This window comes from Nisaea sp., from assembly GCF_965216895.1.
Taxonomy (GTDB): domain Bacteria; phylum Pseudomonadota; class Alphaproteobacteria; order Thalassobaculales; family Thalassobaculaceae; genus Nisaea.
On sequence record NZ_OZ244205.1, the window covers coordinates 1589449 to 1610942 of the forward strand.

Genomic DNA, 21494 nt, shown 5'->3' on the forward strand with positions numbered 1-21494 from the left:
CTCAACGAACAAAGGGGTCACCCGTGAACAAAAGCGAAATCGAAAAAGTCCAGCGCTACCTGCGCCGCACCTTCGGCAATCACGGCATCACCATCGACGGCCGTCCGAACAAGGACGATTCGGCAGAAGTCTCGCTCGACGGGGAATTCATCGGTGTCATCTTCAAGGACGATGAAGAGGGCGACGTTTCCTATGATTTTCATATGACTATCCTGGAAATGGACCTCGACTGAGGGGTCCATTCGCCGACCGGCGGAAACTCCATCAAACCGTCATACCGGATGTGTCATGCTGTTCCGGCAACGGAACGGAGGACGCAACATGCGTCTCGATGACATCGTGACGGTGACCTGCACGGATACCGACAAGACCGAAAAGGGCAAAGTCGTGCGCCTCGGACGCGACCGGGCCGACATCATGATCGGCCCGGCGGTGATTCCCTTTCGGATGACCAAGCCCGGCCTGTATGTCGGTAGCCTGCACGGGCTCGAATTCACAATGCGATCGGGTTGAGGCCGCAACGCCTGCAGCAAGCGGCTCTAGAAGAGCGAGAAGTACTCCCGCTCTTCCCAATCCGAAACCGCCTGGGCATAGCGATCCCACTCGGCCTGCTTGATGCGGGCGTAATAGTCGACATAGGCACCGCCGAGGGCCGCACGGAAAAAGGCGCTCTTCCGGAACAGGGCCAGCGCCTGGTCGAGACTGGTCGGCAGGCGCGCGGCATCGCTCTCGTAGGGTCGCTCCACCGGCGCCGGTGCCTCGAGGTTCTGCTCGATGCCGTCGAGGCCGGCGAGGATCTGCGAGGCGATATAGAGATACGGGTTCGCCGCCGGTTCGCCGATCCGGTTCTCGACCCGGCTGGCGCCGTCGCCGGGCCGGGCGAGCGCCCGGATCATCGCGCCCTTGTTGTCCCGTCCCCATTGAACCCGGTCGGGCGCAAGCGTGAAGGGGCGGTAGCGCTTGTAGCCGTTCACCGTCGGGGTCGAGAGCAGGCATCCCTCGGCCGCGTGCTCGAGCAGGCCGGCGACCCAGTTCCGCCCGAGCTTCGAGAGCGCCTCGCCCTCCTCCGGCACCATCAGGTTGCGGCCTGTCTCCAGATCGACCAGCGACTGGTGCAGGTGCCAGCCGCTCGCCATCGCGTCCTTGAATTTCGGCCGGCACATGAAAGTCGCGTGCAGCCCAGCACGGCGGCAGACCTGCTTCACCATGGAGCGGAAGAGCATCATGTTGTCCGCATGCTCCAGCGCCGAGGCCGGGTTGAACGTGACCTCGCACTGGCTCGGCCCGAACTCGGTCTCGAAGGAGCGCACCGGCAGGCCAAGCGCGACGGCGCTGCGGCGTACGAGATCGAACACCTCCTCCAGCCGGTCGTAGCGGTCATCGGTCAGGTACTGGTAGCCATGGGAAAGCAACTCCGTTTCGGGCGGCGACTCCGGCTGGCCGGTATCCTCATGCCCGAGCTTCGGGTCGGTCACCCGCAGCACGTGAAACTCGACCTCCAGCCCGGTGACGAGATCGTAGCCCCGCGCATTCAGCTTCTCGACCGCGCGCCTTAGGATACCGCGAGAGCAGACCTCGAACGGCACGCCATCGGCGTCGGCGAGATCCGCCTGCATCCAGCCTGAATGCGGCGACCAGGGCAGCACCCGGAAGGTCGCGGGATCCGGCCGCATCAGCACGTCGCCGGCACCTGTCAGTCGGCCGACCCCGAAACCGGCATCCTCCTGCCAGACAGGGAAGACCGTCCGGTGCGAGGTATCTTTCAGCAGCAGGGTCGAAGTCATGGCGATGCCGGTTCGAAAGGCGCTCTCCAGCGCGTCCGCCATCACCGTCTTGCCGCGCAGGATGCCGTGCTGGTCGGCGAAGGAGATGCGGACCACTTCCAGCCCCTCTTCCGCGACCCGCTTCAGGACCGCGTCGACGGCGGCCTGCCTCTCAACGGGGACACTCACGAGAGCGCCGCGTCCCAGCTGCAGGCGGCGCGGCGGCCGGCATCCCTCTCGGTCCAAACCGTCTCCCACTCCTCCCTCGGCCCGATGGCGTCGATCGAGATCGGCCCCTTCACCTCCTCGGCGGCTGCCTCGTCGAGCACCAGCGGCAGCGCGCCCTCCCCGTCCTTCACGCTCTTGATCGCCGAGCGGAGCAGACGGCGATAGCGCACGATGGCGGCATCGGAGGAGGCCAGGTGTTCGCGCCGCCGGTCCTGGATCGCGCCCATGGACTCGACCGCCCACTGGTCGTGCACGTTGATGTCGAGCCCCATGCCCGTATAGGTCAGCGTCTTTTGCTCTTCCGGATCGTAGCCATACTGGTTCGACTTGTTGCGAAGCGGCGCGTAATCCGGCAGCCGGTGCTCTTTGATCCGCTGCTCACGCATCTTCTTCTTGTCGACCGGCGCGCCGAAACTGGTGAAGAGCGAGTACCAGTAGCAATGGGTGTCGTCGATCGGCACATGCCACTGGGTGATGGTCATCTCGTTCGACATCGGGATGGTGATGGCGCAGGGGAAAACCTGGTTGGTGACGCGGACATGGCGCTGGCCGTTATCGAGGTCGCGGAGCGCGATGATGCGCAGCCCGTAATCCATCTCCTCCACCTTCAGCTCCGGATTGGCGAACTCGCGCAGCACCTTCGTCATCGGCATGTCGCTCTGCGCCGCCTTGTCGCGGAACTGCTTGCCGTAGCCGTCCGCCGGATCCTCGTCCTTGAGGAAGCGGTGCAGAAAGGAGGCATGCGCCGGGTCGATGCCGATTTCCAGCGCCTGCAGCCAGTTGCATTCCCAGAGTCCCTTGAAGGCGAAGACATGGCTGTCGGGCGCGCGAAAACAGTCGAGCGCGGGGAAGGCCGGCGGCTCGCCCGGACCCATATAGGTCCAGATGACGCCGTTCTTCTCCACCACCGGATAGCTCGAGATCCTGATCCGCTCGTGCATCTTCGAGCCGTCGGGCTCGGCCGGTTGCTCGGTACATTGCCCGGTCTGGTCGAAATGCCAGCCATGGAACGGGCAGCGGATGCCACCATCCTCCAGGCGCCCGTAGCACAGATCGACGCCGCGATGCGGGCAGAACCGGCTCATCAGGCCAAGCGTCCCGTCCTCGCGCCGGAACAGTACCAGATCCTCACCCATGAGGCGGACCGGCACCACGGGACGCGGCCCCTCCTCCAGTTCCTCGGCGAGCGCGGCCGGCATCCAGTAGCGGCGCAACACCTGTCCCGCCGGCCGGTCGGCACCGACAAGCGTGATCTCGTCGTTCTTTTCCTGGCTCATCATGGCTGAGGTCTCCTTCGTCGAAGACGCGGATGAAAGACCGCTAGTACTGGGTGTCGGGAATGGTGACGGTAAGACCGTCCATTTCCGGGGTCAGCTTGATCTGGCAGGAGAGCCGGCTGGTCTCGCGTTGCTCGGCGGCCGCGTCCTCCAGCATCGCACATTCATCCTCCTCCCGGGGCGGTGCGAGCTTCATGCCTGCCTCGTCCAGATAGACGTGGCAGGTGGCACAGACACAGCTTCCGCCACATTCGGCCTCGATACCCTCGACATCGTTGAAGACCGCAGCCTGCATGACGGACTCGCCGGTTTCGGCCTCGACGGTTTCCTGCGTGCCGTCCGGCTTTACAAAGGTTACGGAGATCTTCTCTCCCACGTCAGCTCTCTCCTTGCAGATCCCCGGCAGGACGCCGAGCCCACTGTTCTTTTTGACCGATAATCGAACAATCGGTCTATAATTGATCAATGACAAAATAGACCGCAGCCGCATGGCGCGGTCAAGCCCATGGGAGCACCATGTCTGTTTCAGAGCCAGAGAAAGCCGCTCCGCTCTCCACGGAGATCGCCGACAAGGATATCTCGCTGACCTTTGCGAAAGGCATGGAAGTGCTGGAAGCCTTCGAGAGCGCGGCCACTCCTCTCACCATTCCCGATCTTGCCCGCCTGACCGGCATCAACCGCTCGGTCACGCGGCGGCTGATTCTGACCCTCGTGCGCCTTGGCTACCTGACGGAAGCGCACCGCGCCTATGCACCGACCCCGCGCGTGCTCCGGCTCGCCAGCGGATATCTGAAGGGCCGGCAGTTCGGCCGCACCGTGCAGCCGGTCATGGCTGCCTATTCCAGACAACTCGGCGACGCGATTTCGCTCGCGGTCCGGGACGGATCGGACGCGATTTACGTCGCGTACTCACCCGGCGATCCGGCTTTGATCACATCCGGTTTCGGAATCGGCTCCCGTCTTCCACTGACCGCGACCGCAATTGGCCGCGCCCTGCTCGCCTTCAGCGAAGAAGCGATCATCGATGAGTTACTCGCTGCTCCGCTGCCGTCCTTTACGCCCGCGACCAAGACCGACCCTGCCGCACTCCGCACCGACCTTTGCGAAACACGCTCGCGCGGCTACGCGCGAGTCACAGGAGAATACGAGCCTGGCGTGACATCCGTCGCGGTTCCGGTGCTCGGAACGGACAGGATTGCAAAAGCCGCTCTCGGGATCGTCGGTCCGGAAGCAAGATTCGAAGAAAACAGCGTCTGCACGCAAAAAGCGACAACGCTGAAGGAGTGCGCGGAAACCCTGGCGAGCTTCCTCTAACTGAATTCTGCTTAGATTTGGCGAACCGGGGCTATCGCCCCGGCCCGCCAGTCCCGAGCCGGTCCCATGCGGCCGCGAGAATACAGAAAGAGCTTTCCGGAAAAGAACCGCGGACAGTCTCCTGCCCTTTCAGGCTGATGTCACTTCGGGAAGCTGTGAAAAATTCGGCCAGACCATACACTGGTATTCAATTGCCTTGCAAGAAACTCGCGCCATTCGCGAGGGAACATGATTCTCGAGAATGCGAAGGAATGCGCCACTTCAAGAGCGCTGATACGTGCGCCCCGGCTCAAAACCTTCGGCCGTGCGCTCGATATCCCATCCTCCAGTCCGTCGCGAGGTCGAGCGCGTCACATCGGAGACTCACAAAGATAATCCTGAACTCCGCAACGCCGCTCTCGGACGTCGATCCAGGTCGATTTCCTTGAAACCGCGTGCGAGCGTGCCCGAGAGCAAGGCCGGGGCGCACGACGCGAAATGTCGCAGGCCCGGACCTGTCACTCGGCCCGGAAACTCGGCAGTCCGATACCCGTCGCGTCGAAACCGCCATCGACCGCGAGATACTGGCCGTTGATGTAGCTCGCACGGTCGCTGCAAAGAAAGAAGATCGCTTCGGCAAGTTCCTCTTCCAGCCCATAGCGATTCAGTGGGATCGCGTCATGATAGTCGGCGCGGATATCCGGCGTGTGGACCTTCTTCGCCATGGCGGTGTCCACGGGGCCCGGCGCGACCGCATTGACCCGGATCCCGAGAGTGCCGAGTTCTGCTGCCTGCTGCTTGGTGAGATGAAGTACGGCCGCCTTGCTGGTGCCGTAGGCAACGCGGAGCAGGCTCGCGCGGAGGCCGGAAATCGAGGCGATGTTGACCACCGCGCCGCCGCCGGTCTTCAGCATCACCGGCACCGCTGAGTTGGTGCAGAGAAACGGGCCGTTGAGGTTGGTCGCCATGATCTCGGACCACTCCTCGAAGCTGGTTTCCAGCACGGGCTTGAAACTTGCCACACCCGCATTGTTCACCAGCGCGTCGAGACGCCCGAAGGCGGCTTCGGATTCCTCGACCGCGCGCCGCACCTGCTCCGGATCCGAGACGTCGGCGAAGACCGGCATGGCGCCGTTTCGCTGACCGAGATCCTCGATCGCCCGTTGCAGCGTGTCCGTATCCCGGTCGAGCAGCGCCACGCGCCAGCCCTCGTCCAAAAACTTCTTCGCCGCCGCCAAGCCGATCCCCCGGGCCGCGCCGGTGATCAGGACCACCTTCGAATCTTTCATTTCTTCCCTCGCACAATACGGAATCCGGCCGCGCGGCCACATTGGATTTGAGGGCAGGACGTTAGGGGATCGGCGGGCCGGAGCAAAGCGATGTTGCAGCCTTTATCCCGGCGCCACCTAGTGTGGATGCCGCTGACGGACGCGACGATGAGGACCCAGGGCCAGCACGGAGCCGACCGCCGGGATTACTCCCACTCGATGGTTCCCGGCGGCTTCGAAGTGATGTCGTAGGTCACCCGGTTGATGCCCTTGCACTCGTTGATGATCCGGGTGGAAACCCGGCTCAGGAACTCGTGATCGAAGTGAAAATAGTCCGCCGTCATGCCGTCGGTCGAGGTGACGGCGCGCAGCGCGCAGGCATAATCGTAGGTCCGGTGATCCCCCATCACGCCGACCGTGCGCACCGGCAGCAGCACCGCGAAGGCCTGCCAGATGGCATCGTAGAGACCGGCATTGCGGATCTCTTCGAGGTAGATCGCGTCTGCCTTGCGCAGGATGTCGAGCTTTTCGCGGGTTATGTCGCTGCCCGGAACGCGGATGGCGAGGCCCGGCCCCGGGAACGGATGTCGGCCGACAAGACTCTCCGGCAGGCCGAGCTCGCGGCCGAGCTCGCGAACCTCGTCCTTGAAGAGTTCGCGCAGCGGTTCGACAAGCTTCAGGTTCATGCGCTCCGGCAGGCCGCCAACATTGTGGTGACTCTTGATCGTGACGCTCGGGCCGCCGGTGAAGGAGACGCTTTCGATCACGTCGGGATAGAGCGTGCCCTGGGCGAGGAACCCGGCGCCCTCGATCTTGTTCGCCTCTTCCTGGAAGACGTCGATGAAGAGCCTGCCGATGGTCTTGCGCTTCACCTCGGGGTCGGTCTGGCCCGCGAGTTCGCCGAGGAAGAGGTCGCTCGCATCCTTGTGGATCAGCGGAATGTTGTAATGGTCGCCGAAGAGCCGGACGACCTCTTCCGCCTCGCCCTGGCGCAGCAGGCCGTGATCGACGAAGACGCAGGTCAGCTGGTCACCGATCGCCTCGTGGATCAGGACTGCCGCGACGGAACTGTCGACACCGCCGGAGAGGCCGCAGATCACCTTGCCGTCGCCAACCTGGGCGCGGATCTGGGCGATGGCCTGCTCCTTGAAGGAGGCCATGGTCCAGTCGCCGGCGCAGCCCGCGACCTTGTGCACGAAGTTGGAGAGCAACGCGGCACCGTGCGGCGTGTGCACCACTTCGGGGTGGAACATGGTCGCGTAATAGCGGCGCTCGTCATCGGCGATCACGGCGAAAGGCGCGCCGTCGCTGGAGGCGACGACCCGGAAACCGTCCGGCAGCTCGATCACCCGGTCGCCATGACTCATCCAGACCTGCTCGCTGGCGCCGAGTTCCCAGACCCCGTCGAAGAGGATGCAATTGTCGGTCACGTTTACATAGGCGCGGCCGAACTCGCGGTGATCGGAGGTTTCGACCCGGCCGCCAAGCTGGTGGCAAAGGGTCTGCTGGCCGTAGCAGATGCCGAGGATCGGCAGCCCGCTCTCGAACACCAGTTCCGGTGCCCGCGGCGTCGCTTCGCCGATCACGGAGGCCGGGCCTCCCGAGAGGATATAGGCTTTCGCTCCGAACTCCCGGATCTTCTCGACCGGCGTATTGAAGGGCATGATTTCGCAATAGACACCGGCTTCACGCACGCGGCGCGCGATCAGCTGGGTCACCTGACTGCCGAAATCGAGAATGAGGATGCGATCGGTCATCGGGCACCATATGGCTCGGCGGGAGAGAAGCGCAGGAACCTACCCGAAGCGCTGCACTGCGGCAAGACTCGCGACCAAGCGCCCGACATGCGTATCGCTCCGCCGCCGGAATACACCCGCGAGGGATCGATCCGCCCGTCCGAATCACGCCTAGTCCGGGAACGGCGCCGCGCGAAAAAGTAGTTGTGGGAACATCCGGTTTTCCAGCAAGTAGAAAACGTCATTCGGTCATTCGACCGATGTGAGTCTTGCCCACGCGCTCACTTCCGGTCCACGGGATGAAAATCGGGAAACGACATGCTCAAACAGGTGGCACCTGAATTTACGACCAATTGGTTTGAAATGTCCAAACCGCGCTGGGAAGCGCTGATCCCCCAGGCGCAACCCTCCAGGATTCTCGAGATCGGATCATATGAAGGCGCGAGCGCCTGTTTCGTCATCGAAAAACTCGGCAACCAGAAGCCGATAGAAATTCACTGCATCGATACCTGGGAAGGCAGCATCGAAACGAGAGAGCAGGACATGCCGGCTGTCGAACGGCGCTTCGACACGAACACCGCAATCGTGATCGAAAAGGCCACCCACGAGGTGAAGCTCACCAAGCACAAGGGCAGATCCGATCGGATCCTCGCACGCCTCCTCGCCGAGGGTTACGCCGGATACTTCGATCTGGTCTATGTCGACGGATCCCATCAGGCGCCGGATGTGCTGTGCGACGCCGTTCTCGGCTTTAGGCTGTGCAGACCCCGCGGGATCATGATCTTTGACGACTATCTGTGGACCGATCGGTCGGCTTCGGAACCGGATGTTCTACGCACGCCGAAGCCGGCCATCGACGCCTTCACGAACCTGTACAGCAAGAAATTGAGGTTCTTTCCCGCAATGCTCTATCAGGTCTATCTCGAGAAGCTGTCGGACTGAGCGGGTTCCGGCTCATCCTTCCGCACCGGCGAGCCGATCCTGCAGGGCACGGATGTCCGGCCACCGGTAGACCGTCTCTTCCGTCGTCGCGCCCATGACCGTGCATTCCATCGGCAGGTCGGCCGCTCCGCCAAGCTTGTCGTAAAAGGCGACTCCGGACCGGTTGGCGCTCAGGACAGTCAGCACGAGCGAGCCGAATCCCTCCTCGGCGAGGCTGTCCACGACACGCCCCATCATCGCCGTTCCCACGCCGAGCCCCTGGAAGCTCGGATCGACATAGAGCACATAGATCTCGGCAATCTCACCGGCCTCGTTCCCGGTCGCCTTGATGTCCTGACGTCGTGGTCCGCCCTGGCAGAAACCGACGAGACGATCCTGCCACTCGGCAACCTGAAAGAAGCCCGGCACCCGGTTCTTAGCGATCGCATTGGACCATAGCCCGGCGGAACGGACGGCACGCATTTCGAGGAGGACCCGATCCGGTAGAATGCCGACATAGGCATCCTGCCAGGTCTCGACCTGCACCTTGCCCACGGCCGAGGCATCCTTCGCCTCGGCGGGGCGGAGCTTGATGTCACGTGGATCCGGCATGGCTTTTTCCTTCGGAGCTTCGGACTCCTTCGGGAATCATAATGGAGACGGGCGCCGGTTCAATCCCGAATAAGCGCTCAGACCTCCGCCGCGCGCTCCAGGATCTGCACGAAAAAGCCATCCGTGTCGTGGCGGTGCGGCGTCAGCCGCAGGCGCGTGCCCTCGCCCGGACAGGTGCCGCCGCCGAGGACGCCGATGGTCTCGTCCCAGACCGTCGGAATATCGAGACTGCGGAATTCGTCTCCGCGCTCCTCGAGAAACGCGTCGACGATGGCCTCGTTCTCTTCCGGAAGCAGCGAGCAGGTGACATAGGCGAGCCGCCCGCCCGGCTTCACCAGCCGCGCCCCGCGCTGCAGGATCACCGCCTGCAGCTTGGTCAGCTCCGCCAGGTCTTCTTCCGTGTAGCGCCAGCGCGCATCGGGATTGCGGCGCCAGGTTCCGGTTCCCGAACATGGCGCATCGACCATGACGCGGTCGAACTTTCCGGCCAGACGCTTCACCCGGCGGTCGCTGCCTTCGGCCAGTTCGTGGCGTTCGACATTGTGCAGTCCCGCCCGCCGGGTGCGGACGCCACAGCGCTCCAGCCGGCCCTTGGACGTGTCCAGCGCGAGCACGCGGCCCTTGTTTTCCATCAACCCCGCCATAACCAGGGTCTTGCCCCCCGCCCCGGCGCAATAGTCCGCGATCTGCATTCCCGGCGCGGCGCCGAGCAGGAGAGCGGCGATCTGCGCGCCCTCGTCCTGAACTTCGATCAGCCCGTCCTTGAACAGCTTCAGACCGTCGATCGGCTTGCGGTCCGGCGAACGGAGACCGAATGGAGAATACGGGGTGGGTTCCGTGACCAGTTCCTGCTTCGCCAGGGCCTCGCGGACCGAGTTCCGGTCCGCCTTGTGCAGCGGATTGATCCGCAGATCGAACGGCGCCTCCGTCCCCATCGAGGTCAGTACGTCCGCGAGTTCGTCGCCCAACACCGGTTCAAGACGGCGGTAAACCCAGTCCGGCGTCTCCAGGCGCACGGATGCCGGCATGGCGCCGTCTCCGTCGAGCGTCTTGTCCTTCAAGGCGGAGAACGCCCTGTTCTCGATCTCGCCGAGCACGGCCGGAGAATGCCGCTCGCCGGAGAAGAGTTCCTGTACCGCCCTGCCGGTCAGTTCGTCCGTCAGCACAAGGTCGGCCATGACCCGGAGCCGCGCCGTCGGGCGCTCGACGACGCCGGTCCGCTCAAGATGCCAGTCGATCCGCGCCCGGCGGCGCAGAATGCCGTAGACCCGGTCCCGGATCGCATGACGGTCCTTCGAACCGGCATAGCGGCGCTGACGAAAATAGCCTTCGAGCACCCGGTCGACCGGACGCGGGTCCGCATCGGCTTCTTCGAGAATCTCGATCGCGGCGAGAAGGCGGGCCGCAGGGATCATGGACTGTGCTTTCTAAAGTCCCGGGGGCGCCGGAGGCGCCCCGGAGGTTACATGGTCGGCCGGTAGTTCGGCGCTTCGCGGGTAATGGTCACGTCATGCACATGGCTCTCGCGCAGGCCCGCATTGCTGATCTTCAGGAACTTGCAGTTCGTCTGCATGTCTCCGACGGTCGCATTGCCGGTATATCCCATCGCCGCCCGAAGGCCGCCGATGAGTTGGTGGACGACCGCGGAAACCGGCCCCTTGTAGGGCACCTGCCCTTCAATTCCCTCGGGGACAAGCTTCAGATTGTCGGAGACCTCTTCCTGGAAATAGCGGTCCGCCGAACCGCGCGCCATGGCGCCGAGCGAGCCCATGCCGCGATAGGCCTTGTAGGATCGTCCCTGGTAGAGATAGACCTCTCCCGGACTCTCGTCCGTGCCGGCGAAGAGCGAGCCGATCATGGCGCAATCGGCGCCGGCGGCGATCGCCTTGGCGAGATCGCCGGAATATTTGATCCCACCGTCCGAAATGACGGGAACACCCGCCTTGTGGCAGGCTTCCAGCGCGCCCGTGATGGCAGTCAATTGCGGCACGCCAACGCCGGCGACCATGCGGGTCGTGCAGATCGAGCCCGGGCCGATACCGACCTTGACCGCGTCGGCGCCAGCATCGATCAGCGCCTGCGCACCGTCGCGCGTGGCGACATTGCCGGCGATGATCTGGGTCCGGTTGCTGAGTTTGCGGATCTCGTCGACCGAGCCGAGAACGCCCTGGGAATGGCCGTGCGCGGTATCGACCACGACAATGTCGACCTCGGCGTCGATCAGGGCCTCGGCGCGGGCGATGCCGTCCCTGCCGGTGCCGGTCGCCGCGGCGACGCGGAGGCGCCCCTTCTCGTCCTTGCAGGCATTCGGATGGCTTTGCGCCTTGTCCATGTCCTTAACGGTGATCAGGCCGATGCATTTGTGATCGCCGTCCACCACCAGCAGCTTCTCGATCCGGTGCTTGTGCAGCAGTCCGCGGGCCTCTTCGGCAGTGACGTCCTCGCGCACCGTGATCACCTTCTTGGTCATCAGGTCCTTCACCGGCTGTGTCAGCTCAGTCGCGAAACGCACATCGCGGTGAGTGAGGATGCCGACCAGCTTACCGGTCTTAGCCTTGACCACAGGAATGCCGCTGATCTTGAAGCGGTCCATCAGCGCCATGGCGTCCGCGAGGCTCTGTTCCGGAGCGATCGTGACCGGGTTCACCACCATTCCGGCCTCGAACTTCTTCACCGCGCGCACCTCGTCGGCCTGTCGGGACGCGTCCATGTTCTTGTGAATGACCCCGAGACCGCCGAGCTGCGCCATCGCAATGGCAAGCTGGCTTTCCGTCACCGTATCCATCGCCGCGGAAATCACGGGAATTCCGAGACGGATTGTGCGGGTAAGCTGTGTGGACGTGTCGACCTGGGTCGGGAGAACCGACGAGAGAGCCGGTTCGAGAAGGACGTCGTCGAAGGTCAGAGCTTCGCGGATATCCATGGTGCCTCCGAATGCTGCGGTGGCACGGCCCTATAACACCGCCCCCTCATACTGCCAAGCGCGAAGTGCCGGCGCCTCCGTGAAGATTGTGCAACGCTGCCATGCAGCCACACCCGCCGGAACTACCCGGCGGCGGCAACAAGCCTTGCAGCAAGGGAGTCGAGACCTCTCTGGGCCGTCTCCTCCGCAAGGTTGCCGTCGTCCGTGAATGCGCTGCCTGCCGCAGGCACGGTGACGAAGCCCTGTACGGGGACACAGCCGAGTTCACAGAGGCAGTCGCGCAGACGCGGCACCACCCGGACTCCGCCAAGCCGGCCGGGCGAGGCGGCCATCACCGCGACATGCTTTGATTTCAGGACGTCTTCGGGACCGCCCGTCTCCGACTTGCGCGAAACCCAGCTGAAGGTATTCACGAGAAGCGGCGGTACGAAGCCGTTATATTCCGGCGTCGCGATCATGAGCCCGTCGTGATCGGCGATCATCTGCTTCAGGATGAGGATGTTCTCCGGCAAGCCGTGCGCCGCTTCTTCGTCCCCGTGGTAGAGCGGAGCCGGATAGTTGGCGAGGTCGATCAGCGTCGCCGCGCCGCCGGCGCGCGTCACGGCCGCGGCGCCCGCCGCTGCCAGCTTCTTGTTGAGGGAGCGTTCGCGCGCACTGCCCGCGAAAACCAGGATCTTCGCATCGCTCATTCGTGAGGTTCCTTGCCAGATCGGGAGGATCGAAAACGGGTGGGAGTCTATGAGGTGTGGCGCTCTCGCCTCAAGGCAACTCAGATATCCCGGGAAAGATAGAACCGGCGGTGGCCGCTCGGATAGTCGAGTGTTCCGAAGACTGAGAAACCGAGCGCCTCATAGAAGGCACGGGCCTGGAAATCATAGGTATCGAGCAGGATCTTGCCGGCCTCGAGACGGCGCCCGCGTTCGGCGACCGCCTCGACGAGGCGGCGGCCCCAGCCGGCGCCGCGCAAATCTTCGTCCAGCCAGATCGTCGACACCTCAACGGTTCCGAGATTGACCCGCGCCCCGGCACCGCCGCGCAGCCGGCGGTCCGCATCGCGAAGTTCGACCGTGAAATAACGGCTGTTCCAGGCGGAGCGTTCACGGTTGAATGCGACCAGACGCTGGTCGAGCTCGTAGAGGCCGTCTGTCTGACCGTCAATGACGCTAAATGTCAGCTCCGTCATCGTCGCTCTCCGTATCCCCGTGCGTTGTCCGCTCATTGTCGGGCAGTCCCCTGAATCCCGTGCAGACGACATAGGCTTCCGGCGATTCCGGACGGCTCGCGGCCGGCTTGGCGTGGCGCACGGTGCGGAACGCTAGTCTCATCCGCCGCAGCATTTCCTGTTCGCTGCCGCCCTTGAACACCTTGGCGACAAAGCTCCCGCCCGCGCCCAGCACCTCGATGGCGAATTCGAGCGCCGCTTCGCAGAGCGCGGCGGTCCGCAGATGATCGGTCGGAGCGTGCCCGGTGGTCGACGCCGCCATGTCGCTCAGCACCACATCGACCGGTCCTTCCATCCGTTCGCGCAGCGCGGCGAGCCCCTCGTCGGTCATGAAGTCGCCCTGGAACAGATCCGCGCCGGACACCGGTTCCATCTCCAGCAGATCGATCCCGACAACAGTGCCCTTGTCCTTGTCCGCTCCAACGGCGGCAACCGCAATCTGGGTCCACCCTCCGGGGGCGGCACCAAGATCGACGACCTTCGCGCCCGGTTTCAGGAACCGGAACTTCTCGTCCAGTTGCTGCAGCTTGAACGCCGCGCGGGAGCGGTAGCCCAGCTTCTGCGCCTCGGCCACATATGGGTCATTGAGCTGACGCCGGAGCCAGCGCTGGGAGGAGGGTTTGTGCCGGCGCGCATTCTTGAGCTCGACACTGGTCATCCGGGACCCAGAGCCGCGCCCGCCGCGCCGTCCGCCGCGTTTGTTCGTCATGGAGGTCTAAGTGCGCCGGAACCGTCCGGCTCGTCAAGCGGCCGGACGCTATTCCGCCGCCGCTTCCTGGTCCAGCAGGTCGAAGAGAATGCCCTCGCGCAGGCCCCGGTCCGCCACCCTGAGCCGGCCGACGGGCCAGCGCTCGCAGATGCCCTGCAGGATCGCGCAGCCGGCGACGACGAGGTCCGCACGCTCCGCGCCGATACAGGGCATCGCCGCGCGCTCGCGAAAACCGACCGACGCGAGCCGCGCCGCGATATCCTCCATTTCGTCGAAGTCGAGATAGGTTCCGTCCACCCGGTCCCGGTCGTAGCGCCTCAGATTCATGCTGATGCCGGCAAGCGTGGTCACGGTGCCCGACGTTCCGACCATCTGCACCGCACCGTCGCGGATCGCCGCGCCGATGCCGAAACGGGCCTCGAACGCGTCCAGCGCGGCGCGGGATTCGTCCACCATCCGGCGATAGGTCGCGCGGTCGAAGCGGTCGCCGCCATGACGTTCAGCCAGGGTCACGACCCCGAACGGCAGCGAGATCGCATCGAGCGCCCCGCGCCCGTTGCGTGCGCTCCCGGTTTCCTCACGGCGGTGCCAGACGAGTTCGGTACTGCCGCCGCCGATATCGAAGACCAGGGCATTCGGTATCTTCGGATTGAACAGCGGCACGCAGCCCGCGAGCGCCAGTTCGGCCTCTTCGTGGGTCGAGATGATCTCGATCTCAAGGTCGGTTTCCGCCGCCACGCGATCGAGGAAGGCGTCGCAGTTTCTGGCCCGCCGGCAGGCTTCGGTGGCCACGATCCGGGACCGCGTCACATTCCGTTTCGCCATCTTGCGCGCACAGATCTTCAGCGCCTGCACCGTCCGCTCCATCGCGTCTTCGGATAGATTCTGATGTTTCTGCAGGCCCTGCCCGAGGCGAACGATGCGAGAGAAGGCGTCGATCACCCGGAAACCGGACTCCGCCGGGACGGCAATCAGCAGGCGGCAATTGTTCGTTCCCAAATCCAGAGCGGCCAGAACAGGCTCGCTGCCTGATCCGTTGGCGCGGCGGACGGCGCTGTGCGACGGCTTGGGGGAACCGTTGCGCACCGGTGGACGCGACCGTGCGAAACGCCCTTCTTCCCGATCCTTCTCCGTCGAACGGCCTCCCCGGCGTGTCGTTGGCGAACGGCCGGCGGACATGGTCACTCATCTCAAATGTCGCGCCCCCGATCGTGCCGGAGGCTGTTTCAACACTGAGTGTAGTCGCATTGCCGGGCCTTGCCTACCTTGCGCGCCCCGAAGAATCGCAATTTATGTCACTTGCGTGACAGCGCCTGAACAGGCCGGCTGTGCCCGGCGCTAACCCGCGTCGTTCTCGCCGGCTTCGATCTGTCCGGCGACCCATTCATAGGTCTTTCTCAGCCCGTCTTCGAGAACCTCTTTCGGGGCCCAGTTCAGCTCCCTCAGGATGAGATCATTGTCCGAGTTCCGGCCCCTGACTCCGGTCGGTCCGTCCACGTATTTCCGGCTCAAACGCTTGCCGGCAATGCCGCACACGAGATCGACCAGCGCATTGATGCTGACCATCCTGTCGGAGCCGATATTCACGGGTCCGGCGAAGTCCGAGCGGGTCAGGCGCAGCACCCCGTCCAGACACTCGTCGATATAGAGAAACGACCGGGTCTGCGCGCCATCTCCCCAGATCTCGATCTCGCCGCCATCGGGCGCTTCGGCGACCTTGCGGCAGATCGCGGCCGGCGCCTTCTCCCGCCCGTCGTTCCAGGAACCTTCCGGGCCGAACACATTGTGGAACCGGGCGATGCGGCACTCGAGGCCGTAGTTGCGCGCGAAGGCCATGAACATCCGTTCGCTGAACAGCTTCTCCCAGCCGTACTCGCTGTCCGGATCGGCCGGATAGGCGCTGTCCTCGCGGCAGTTCGGGTTGTCCGGGTCGGCCTGGTTCTGCTGCGGATAGATGCAGGCGGAAGACGAATAGAAGATCCGCCGGATCCCGTTTTTCGCCGCGCATTCCGCGACGTTGAGGTTGATCATCGCGGAATTGTGCATGATGTCGGCATCGTGTCCGCCGGTGAAGACGAAGCCTGCGCCGCCCATATCGGCGGCAAGCTGGTAGACCTCGTCGAAGGGCAGGTCCATCGCGCTCCGGACATTCGCGGGATCGCGGAGATCGGCGACGAGAAACTCGTCGGCCGCGCTTTCGCAATAGCGTGGATGCTTGAGGTCGACGCCGCGGACCCGGCAGCCTTCGGCTTTCAGACGTTTCACCAGGTGGCTGCCGATAAAACCGCCGGCACCCAGCACGAGAACCTGTTTCATTTCAAGTGACCTTCATTGCCGCCCGGCCGGAGCCCCCGGCACAAGTCGGCATTTTGGTTAAAATCGCTTCAAAAGGTGATAACCATCCAAGGTTTACAAAGGGTGAATGCCGGTCCGCGCCAGACCCGCTTCAGATCTCGAAGGCCCAGGCTTCGGGGATAAGGTGGAAGCCGCCTCCATCGGCGGCAACATAGGCGAACCCGGGAAAATGAAGATGCATGCCGGCGACCAGCAACCGGTCGGCGGCGGCCATGTCGAAGGCACGCCTGCGCGCTGCGATCGCGGCGGCCGGGTCGGTATCGAAGGCCATCGTCACAGCGGGATTTTGCGCCTGGATGTCCGGGACATGACAGATATCGCCCCAGATCAGCAGCGCTTCCCCGCCCGACTCGACGAGATAACCGGTATGGCCCGGCGTATGGCCGCCCAGCGGAACCGCGCTGACCTGCGGAAAGACGTCCTTGCCGGTCGATTGGCGCCGGTCCTGATAGGGCGCGATCTGACGCCGCGCCTCGTCGAAATAGCGGACCTGCTTGCTCTCATCGACCTTCGCCCGGGCGCCGTCGTCGAACCAGTGCTTGACGTCGGTCTCGTCCACCACGACCACCGCGTCCGGAAAAAGCCGTTCTCCGTCCGGCCCGGTCAACCCGTTCGAATGATCGGGATGCATGTGAGTGAGCAGGACCGTATCGACATCGCTCGGCATCAGACCGAGATGGCCGAGCAGAGCCGGCATCTTGCCCAGCGTCGGCCCCATCGTGTCGCCCGACCCGGTATCGACGATCGCGGTGCGTCCGCCGGCCTGTACGAGAAAGCAGTTCACGGAAATACGCGGCGGGGCCGGGCGGAAATGCGCCTTCAGCACAGCCTCGGCCTCACGCGGTTCGATCCCGACCAGCGCCGTGAAGGGGGCATCGACGTAGCCGTCGCAGATTGCCGTAACCAGCACCTCGCCGATCCGCCGGCGATAGACCGCCGGGACCTGGTTGCCCATATTGCCATCCACCTTGCTTTCCCTCCCTCGTCCGCTCAGGACTCTAGGTCTGGCGAGCCGTTCCGTCGAGGGCGTGGCGCCGGCAATCCCGGCAGGCGGAACGAAGCGGCCGATCGCCCGAAATTCACACTTGCCATCGCCCCGCAAGCTAGCTAGTTTCCGGCCCCTGCCGCGAGCGCTCGCGAAGCGCCGGTCCCGTTGGGGGATAGTTTAACGGTAGAACAGCGGACTCTGACTCCGTCAGTCCTGGTTCGAATCCAGGTCCCCCAGCCATTCTTCTCCTGACATTTAGGTCTTTTGTGGACGCCAGCAGGTGAGCGGCTAGTTTCACCCACTATTCAAAGCGTTGGCGACCCGGAAGCCACCGCGAGTGCACCCAGAGACACACGTGGAGGCGGAACTTCACCCCCTTTGGCCCGCTGACCTGCGTCCCGGTTTTCCTCCGACTGTTGGTAGAGCCCGGGCATCAGTTGATGGCTTGGTCTATCTCCGGTCCAAACTCGACTTGCGGGCTCTGAGGACCTGCAGGCTGAACGCAGACCGGACCTCAGCCGCGAGACCGTCCGTCGACAGATCGTCCGGATCGGACAGGCTTCTGCAGAACGCCTTCGAGCGAGGCGGCCACGAGCAGTTGGCTGTTGGCGCGATCTCTCAAACCGCCGGGCGCCCATCGGACTCCTGAGACGACCGGCAAATCGGGTCCGGGTCCTCGCGCGAATTCGTCGCCGGCGATGCATGAACGACCGTGTTGCCGGAACGGAGCCGCGGCTCATCCGGCCTTCCCGTTCCTTATTCTGTGCGCAATATCCACAAGCGCGCGCATCGCCGCCGAGGGGTCTTGTTCAGGGCGGGATATCCGGTGAATAGCTATCGGAATGAGAAGCCTCGAACAGAACCGACGGGTCCTTTCGACCGACATGCGGGCCACAAGACAAGATGTGAAATGCCGCGTACGGCAAGCCGTCCGGTCACTGCTCCTTATCGGGTGCACCCTGCCTCTCCTGCTCTCGCCGGAGCGGCTTTCGGCACAAACGCTCGAAGAGGCGTTCGTCGAGGCGTACCGGAACAATCCGAGCCTCAACGCCGCCCGGGCCCTGCTCCGGCAGACAAACGAGCAGGCTCCGCAAGCGCGCGGCGGGTGGCGGCCGACCATCACATTTACCGGCTCCGCGGGATATACGGATGTCAAACAGGCCAGCAATGGCCGGACACTCCTGAATGACAGCTCGCAGCCGCGGAGCGTCGGCCTGCAGGCGAGCCAGCCGGTCTATACTTTCGGCCGGGTCAAGGCGCGCGTCGAAGCCGCCGATGCGACGATCGAGTCCCAGCGCGCGCAGCTGTTCCAGACCGAGCAGGATACCTTCGTCTCGACGGCGACCGCCTATATGGCGGTGATCCGCGAACGCGAAACGCTGAAACTGCGGCGCGACAATCTGCGCAGTCTGCAGGAACAACTGGTCGCCACCCGGGAGCGGTTCACGATCAATGATGTGACCCGCACGGATGTCGCGCAGGCCGAATCCAGCGTCGCGGCGGCGGAGGCGAACGTGACCAGATCCGAGGCATCGCTTGCCCAGGCCGAGGCCAGTTTCGCACGCGTCGTCGGGTTTCCGCCCAGGAATCTGGAGTTTCCGGACATGCCGGCCGGACTCCCGGCGTCGAAATCGATGGCGATCGAGGCCGCGAAAGACGGTAATTTCACTGTTCTCAGCGCGCGCTTTGCAGAAGCGGCGGCCGCGCGCCAGATCGAGGCGGCCCAATCGGACCTGCTGCCGTCGGTCGATCTCGTCTCATCGCTGGACCATTCCGAGAATTCGAGCGGCGGCGACAACGAGAATTTCGCCGCCAGCATATCCCTCCGCCTGACTGTCCCGCTCTATCAGTCCGGCGTCACCTATTCGAAGGCCCGTGAGGCGCGCGAGAACCACAACCGATTGCGGTTGACGACGCTCGACCAGGAGCGAAGCGCGACAGAAGGAACCGAGAGCGCCTACGAGTCGCTGCGGGGAAACCAGTCCCAGTTTGCCTCCCTCGAAGCCCAGATCGAGGCGGCGGCGATCGCGCTCGAGGGCGTGCGCAACGAGGCCTCGGTCGGGGCCCGGACTGTGATCGACGTGCTCGATGCCGAACGGACTCTGCTCAATGCCCGCATCCGTCTCGTGCAGGCCAGTTACGACGTGCATGTGGCGAGCTACCGACTGCTCGCCGCCATGGGTCGGCTGACGGCGCAGGATCTCGAGCTACCGGTCGCCTATTACGACTATGACCGGCACTACCGCGAAGTGCGGAGCCGGTGGTTCGGCACCGGAACCGGCGAGAATGGATTCTACGGAAATTGATCCGGTCGCTCAGGCGATCCCGGACCGGCCTCTCGAGAGTATGCCCGCCGGATCGCCGATCCGCCTGATCTCGGACAGATAGGCGTCGAGATCCGTCATTCCCGAAGAGGTCGATTTCGGCAGCCCGTTGGCGAGCCGGTAGGGTGCCAGCCCGTGCCGTTCGGCTTCCGCAAGAAGCGCGCGATAAGCCTCTTCCGCCATGGCGTCCGACTCTGGTCCCTCGCGTCCGTACGACAGGCTGAAATAGCTCAGGAGACAACGGAAACTCTCTGCCTCGACGCCGATATTGAGATCGATCCCAAAGGGCCGGAGAATGACCTGCGCGCGCTCCGCGAACGCTGCCAGCAGGTTCTCGTCGAACGGAAAGGCAAGGCATAGCCAAAGGAGTCCGCACCGGTCGCGGTCGGGATCCATCTCGGCGAAACCGGGGATGGTTTCGCTCGACCAGTACACGGTTCTGAGATTCCGCGGGCTGGGCTTGCCGATCAGTCCCTCGCAGCCCTCCTGCCAGACACCGCCGACGCGCACGATGGCGCCGTCGGCCCGCGCTCCGGTTTCCAAGAGACCGCGCAGCACCCCGTTTGCGCGCAGCTGCAATATCTCCGGACTCTCGGCGACGAGATAGGCCGAGAGATACCAGACATCCGTCTCGGCCCGGCGGATTTCCTCCTCCTCGTAGGCCGAACGGACATTGTCGCGGGCGAGATATTTCACCCCGTTCCAGAGGGTGACGGAACGGTCCGGGATTGCGCCGCGGCCCTGCATCCGACGCCAGGCGACCAGCGTCCGCTTCAATGTCTCGATACCGTCGATCCGCGCACTGACGATGGCGAGATCATCCGGCATTCTGGCGAGCCGGACACGGGCGCCGACAACAATACCGAGATTGGATTGACTGAACAGGCCGTCGGCGATCGGGCCGACCGCCCCCGCCATGACACCTTTGAGGCGATCCGCGCCGAGGGCGGAAAAACCGGTGGTGACCCTTCGCCCGTCCGCGAGAACCACCTCCAGATCGCTGAGTGTCGCCCACCGGTCCGCCATGACGCCGTCGCCGCGATCAAGCGAGTTCGCCATCACGCTCGCATCCGGCGAACCGCCGATTTCCGAAATGAAATACTCGGAGTCGTGCCCGGCGAGAAATCCCGCCAGGGCCGCAAAGGTCACGCCGGGCTCGATCCGGACGATGCCAAGGTCGGCGTCGTAATCCGAAATCCCGTCAAGCCGGGACAGATCGAGCACGACCGCCCCGTCCTCGAAGGGCGCCCGCGAGCCCATGCCCCAGTTCGCGCCGCGGCTGACCGGGTGAACCGGAATGCCGAACTCACTCGCCGCCGCCATGACGGAGGCGACCTCTTTCGCCGAACCGGGCCGGACGACCGCAGCGACGTGCCTGTCCTCTCCGAAGGTGCGGCGGCCCCAAGCGGCGCAGCGGTCCGGGTCGCCGTCGACATACGCTCTTCCGACAATGAGCTCCCAGATCGGGCGGCGATTGGACCGTTCCGCCATCACCATTGCTTGATGAATCCGTCGAGCGCGGTATTTCCGGAGCGGCCGAGGCTCTTTGCAAGGGCCTGCTCCGCGGCCCGGCGAACCTGCAGCGGATCGAACCCCATACCGACCAGCACACCGCCGGCAACCGCGTCCAGATCGTCGTCGTCAAGATCGCCTTCGAGGAGTTCCGCATCGGCGATCAGATGACGTTGCAGCTCCGCCGCGTCTATCGCGCTGATCGGAAAGCCGTTTTCATTGCCATATGCGACGACCGCCTCGATTGCCGCCTCGCCCTGCCGCCCGCCGACGGCCTCGACCAGCCCTACGGCGAAGGTCTCGTCCGCGACCAGCCTTTCAAGCAATCGCGTCACCGCCTGCGCGTTCATGCCCGCTCCGAAA

At 64.3% G+C, this 21494-nt stretch carries 21 protein-coding genes and 1 tRNA gene; 6 read left to right on the forward strand and 16 right to left on the reverse strand.

What is annotated here, in order from left to right:
• Nucleotides 1-23 precede the first annotated feature (23 nt).
• Both ACOOE1_RS07650 and ACOOE1_RS07655 read left to right on the forward strand, forming a co-directional pair.
• Complete coding sequence (locus tag ACOOE1_RS07650; protein WP_420405746.1) at nt 24-233, forward strand: DUF3126 family protein; 210 nt, start codon at nt 24-26, stop codon at nt 231-233.
• Between the two features lie 88 nt (nt 234-321).
• Nucleotides 322-513: a hypothetical protein gene (locus ACOOE1_RS07655; RefSeq protein ID WP_420405747.1), complete on the forward strand. Its 192-nt coding sequence runs from the start codon at nt 322-324 to the stop codon at nt 511-513.
• 26 nt (nt 514-539) lie between these two features.
• Here ACOOE1_RS07655 and ACOOE1_RS07660 read toward each other — a convergent pair whose 3' ends face one another.
• Genes ACOOE1_RS07660 through ACOOE1_RS07670 form a run of 3 tightly spaced genes read right to left on the reverse strand, consistent with a single transcriptional unit; the run spans nt 540 to nt 3644 of the window.
• On the reverse strand, nt 540-1952 hold the full coding sequence (locus tag ACOOE1_RS07660) for a glutamine synthetase family protein (RefSeq protein WP_420405748.1): 1413 nt from the start codon (nt 1950-1952) through the stop codon (nt 540-542).
• Nucleotides 1949-3271 carry a Rieske 2Fe-2S domain-containing protein gene (locus tag ACOOE1_RS07665; protein WP_420405749.1) on the reverse strand — a complete coding sequence of 441 codons (1323 nt, stop codon included), beginning with the start codon at nt 3269-3271 and terminating at the stop codon, nt 1949-1951. The genes ACOOE1_RS07660 and ACOOE1_RS07665 overlap by 4 nt, the downstream gene beginning before the upstream one ends.
• A gap of 40 nt (nt 3272-3311) precedes the next feature.
• Nucleotides 3312-3644 carry a 2Fe-2S iron-sulfur cluster-binding protein gene (locus ACOOE1_RS07670; RefSeq protein WP_420405750.1) on the reverse strand — a complete coding sequence of 111 codons (333 nt, stop codon included), beginning with the start codon at nt 3642-3644 and terminating at the stop codon, nt 3312-3314.
• 140 nt (nt 3645-3784) lie between these two features.
• On the opposite strand from ACOOE1_RS07670, the gene ACOOE1_RS07675 reads away from it, so the two are divergent.
• Nucleotides 3785-4582, forward strand: coding sequence for an IclR family transcriptional regulator (locus ACOOE1_RS07675; protein ID WP_420405751.1), 798 nt, complete (start codon nt 3785-3787; stop codon nt 4580-4582).
• 497 nt (nt 4583-5079) lie between these two features.
• On the opposite strand, the gene ACOOE1_RS07680 is transcribed toward ACOOE1_RS07675, so the two are convergent.
• Together ACOOE1_RS07680 and guaA are read right to left on the reverse strand one after the other, a co-directional pair.
• Nucleotides 5080-5850, reverse strand: coding sequence for an SDR family NAD(P)-dependent oxidoreductase (locus tag ACOOE1_RS07680; RefSeq protein ID WP_420405752.1), 771 nt, complete (start codon nt 5848-5850; stop codon nt 5080-5082).
• A 185-nt stretch (nt 5851-6035) separates the two neighbouring features.
• Nucleotides 6036-7586 (reverse strand): glutamine-hydrolyzing GMP synthase, encoded by a 1551-nt coding sequence (gene guaA, locus ACOOE1_RS07685; RefSeq protein WP_420405753.1) that lies wholly within the window; start codon nt 7584-7586, stop codon nt 6036-6038.
• Nucleotides 7587-7883: 297 nt separating this feature from the next.
• Between guaA and ACOOE1_RS07690 the strand changes: the two genes are divergently transcribed.
• Nucleotides 7884-8507 carry a class I SAM-dependent methyltransferase gene (locus ACOOE1_RS07690; protein ID WP_420405754.1) on the forward strand — a complete coding sequence of 208 codons (624 nt, stop codon included), beginning with the start codon at nt 7884-7886 and terminating at the stop codon, nt 8505-8507.
• A gap of 12 nt (nt 8508-8519) precedes the next feature.
• Here the strand turns inward: ACOOE1_RS07690 and ACOOE1_RS07695 are convergent, their stop codons facing one another.
• The 9 genes from ACOOE1_RS07695 to ACOOE1_RS07735 all read right to left on the reverse strand — a co-directional run bounded on the left by ACOOE1_RS07695 (nt 8520) and on the right by ACOOE1_RS07735 (nt 17274).
• Nucleotides 8520-9098 (reverse strand): GNAT family N-acetyltransferase, encoded by a 579-nt coding sequence (locus ACOOE1_RS07695; RefSeq protein WP_420405755.1) that lies wholly within the window; start codon nt 9096-9098, stop codon nt 8520-8522.
• A 77-nt stretch (nt 9099-9175) separates the two neighbouring features.
• A complete protein-coding gene (locus tag ACOOE1_RS07700; RefSeq protein WP_420405756.1) occupies nt 9176-10513 on the reverse strand; it encodes an RsmB/NOP family class I SAM-dependent RNA methyltransferase in 1338 nt (445 codons plus the stop codon).
• Between the two features lie 47 nt (nt 10514-10560).
• Nucleotides 10561-12021 (reverse strand): IMP dehydrogenase, encoded by a 1461-nt coding sequence (gene guaB / locus ACOOE1_RS07705; protein WP_420405757.1) that lies wholly within the window; start codon nt 12019-12021, stop codon nt 10561-10563.
• Nucleotides 12022-12143: 122 nt separating this feature from the next.
• Nucleotides 12144-12710, reverse strand: coding sequence for an NADPH-dependent FMN reductase (locus ACOOE1_RS07710; protein WP_420405758.1), 567 nt, complete (start codon nt 12708-12710; stop codon nt 12144-12146).
• A gap of 80 nt (nt 12711-12790) precedes the next feature.
• Nucleotides 12791-13204 carry a GNAT family N-acetyltransferase gene (locus ACOOE1_RS07715; protein ID WP_420405759.1) on the reverse strand — a complete coding sequence of 138 codons (414 nt, stop codon included), beginning with the start codon at nt 13202-13204 and terminating at the stop codon, nt 12791-12793.
• The gene (locus ACOOE1_RS07720; RefSeq protein WP_420405760.1) at nt 13185-13952 is read right to left on the reverse strand and encodes an RlmE family RNA methyltransferase; all 768 of its coding nucleotides are present in this window, start codon (nt 13950-13952) and stop codon (nt 13185-13187) included. The genes ACOOE1_RS07715 and ACOOE1_RS07720 overlap by 20 nt, the downstream gene beginning before the upstream one ends.
• 48 nt (nt 13953-14000) lie before the next feature.
• Nucleotides 14001-15038, reverse strand: a complete 1038-nt coding sequence (locus ACOOE1_RS07725; protein WP_420405761.1) for a Ppx/GppA phosphatase family protein — start codon at nt 15036-15038, stop codon at nt 14001-14003.
• A gap of 252 nt (nt 15039-15290) precedes the next feature.
• Nucleotides 15291-16268, reverse strand: coding sequence for an NAD-dependent epimerase/dehydratase family protein (locus ACOOE1_RS07730; RefSeq protein ID WP_420405762.1), 978 nt, complete (start codon nt 16266-16268; stop codon nt 15291-15293).
• Between the two features lie 130 nt (nt 16269-16398).
• Complete coding sequence (locus ACOOE1_RS07735; RefSeq protein WP_420405763.1) at nt 16399-17274, reverse strand: MBL fold metallo-hydrolase; 876 nt, start codon at nt 17272-17274, stop codon at nt 16399-16401.
• 187 nt (nt 17275-17461) lie between these two features.
• Here ACOOE1_RS07735 and ACOOE1_RS07740 point away from each other — a divergent pair.
• Together ACOOE1_RS07740 and ACOOE1_RS07745 are read left to right on the forward strand one after the other, a co-directional pair.
• Nucleotides 17462-17535: transfer RNA gene (locus tag ACOOE1_RS07740), tRNA-Gln, on the forward strand.
• 602 nt (nt 17536-18137) lie between these two features.
• Nucleotides 18138-19601 carry a TolC family outer membrane protein gene (locus ACOOE1_RS07745; RefSeq protein ID WP_420405764.1) on the forward strand — a complete coding sequence of 488 codons (1464 nt, stop codon included), beginning with the start codon at nt 18138-18140 and terminating at the stop codon, nt 19599-19601.
• A gap of 9 nt (nt 19602-19610) precedes the next feature.
• On the opposite strand, the gene ACOOE1_RS07750 is transcribed toward ACOOE1_RS07745, so the two are convergent.
• A complete protein-coding gene (locus ACOOE1_RS07750; RefSeq protein WP_420405765.1) occupies nt 19611-21110 on the reverse strand; it encodes an FAD-binding oxidoreductase in 1500 nt (499 codons plus the stop codon).
• Nucleotides 21110-21481, reverse strand: coding sequence for a hypothetical protein (locus tag ACOOE1_RS07755; protein ID WP_420405766.1), 372 nt, complete (start codon nt 21479-21481; stop codon nt 21110-21112). Before ACOOE1_RS07755 ends, ACOOE1_RS07750 begins: the two co-directional genes overlap by 1 nt.
• Between the last annotated feature and the right edge of the window lie 13 nt (nt 21482-21494).

Excerpts from the sequence above, each read along its gene's own strand:
- ACOOE1_RS07745 (WP_420405764.1), top strand. The coding sequence starts at position 18,138 with ATGAGAAGCCTCGAACAGAACCGACGGGTCCTTTCGACCGACATGCGG.
- ACOOE1_RS07690 (WP_420405754.1), top strand. The coding sequence starts at position 7,884 with ATGCTCAAACAGGTGGCACCTGAATTTACGACCAATTGGTTTGAAATG.
- ACOOE1_RS07700 (WP_420405756.1), bottom strand. The coding sequence starts at position 10,513 with ATGATCCCTGCGGCCCGCCTTCTCGCCGCGATCGAGATTCTCGAAGAA.
- guaB (WP_420405757.1), bottom strand. The coding sequence starts at position 12,021 with ATGGATATCCGCGAAGCTCTGACCTTCGACGACGTCCTTCTCGAACCG.
- ACOOE1_RS07715 (WP_420405759.1), bottom strand. The coding sequence starts at position 13,204 with ATGACGGAGCTGACATTTAGCGTCATTGACGGTCAGACAGACGGCCTC.
- ACOOE1_RS07680 (WP_420405752.1), bottom strand. The coding sequence starts at position 5,850 with ATGAAAGATTCGAAGGTGGTCCTGATCACCGGCGCGGCCCGGGGGATC.
- guaA (WP_420405753.1), bottom strand. The coding sequence starts at position 7,586 with ATGACCGATCGCATCCTCATTCTCGATTTCGGCAGTCAGGTGACCCAG.
- ACOOE1_RS07730 (WP_420405762.1), bottom strand. The coding sequence starts at position 16,268 with ATGAAACAGGTTCTCGTGCTGGGTGCCGGCGGTTTTATCGGCAGCCAC.
- ACOOE1_RS07755 (WP_420405766.1), bottom strand. The coding sequence starts at position 21,481 with ATGAACGCGCAGGCGGTGACGCGATTGCTTGAAAGGCTGGTCGCGGAC.
- ACOOE1_RS07710 (WP_420405758.1), bottom strand. The coding sequence starts at position 12,710 with ATGAGCGATGCGAAGATCCTGGTTTTCGCGGGCAGTGCGCGCGAACGC.
- ACOOE1_RS07665 (WP_420405749.1), bottom strand. The coding sequence starts at position 3,271 with ATGATGAGCCAGGAAAAGAACGACGAGATCACGCTTGTCGGTGCCGAC.
- ACOOE1_RS07750 (WP_420405765.1), bottom strand. The coding sequence starts at position 21,110 with ATGGCGGAACGGTCCAATCGCCGCCCGATCTGGGAGCTCATTGTCGGA.
- ACOOE1_RS07720 (WP_420405760.1), bottom strand. The coding sequence starts at position 13,952 with ATGACGAACAAACGCGGCGGACGGCGCGGCGGGCGCGGCTCTGGGTCC.
- ACOOE1_RS07695 (WP_420405755.1), bottom strand. The coding sequence starts at position 9,098 with ATGCCGGATCCACGTGACATCAAGCTCCGCCCCGCCGAGGCGAAGGAT.
- ACOOE1_RS07675 (WP_420405751.1), top strand. The coding sequence starts at position 3,785 with ATGTCTGTTTCAGAGCCAGAGAAAGCCGCTCCGCTCTCCACGGAGATC.
- ACOOE1_RS07655 (WP_420405747.1), top strand. The coding sequence starts at position 322 with ATGCGTCTCGATGACATCGTGACGGTGACCTGCACGGATACCGACAAG.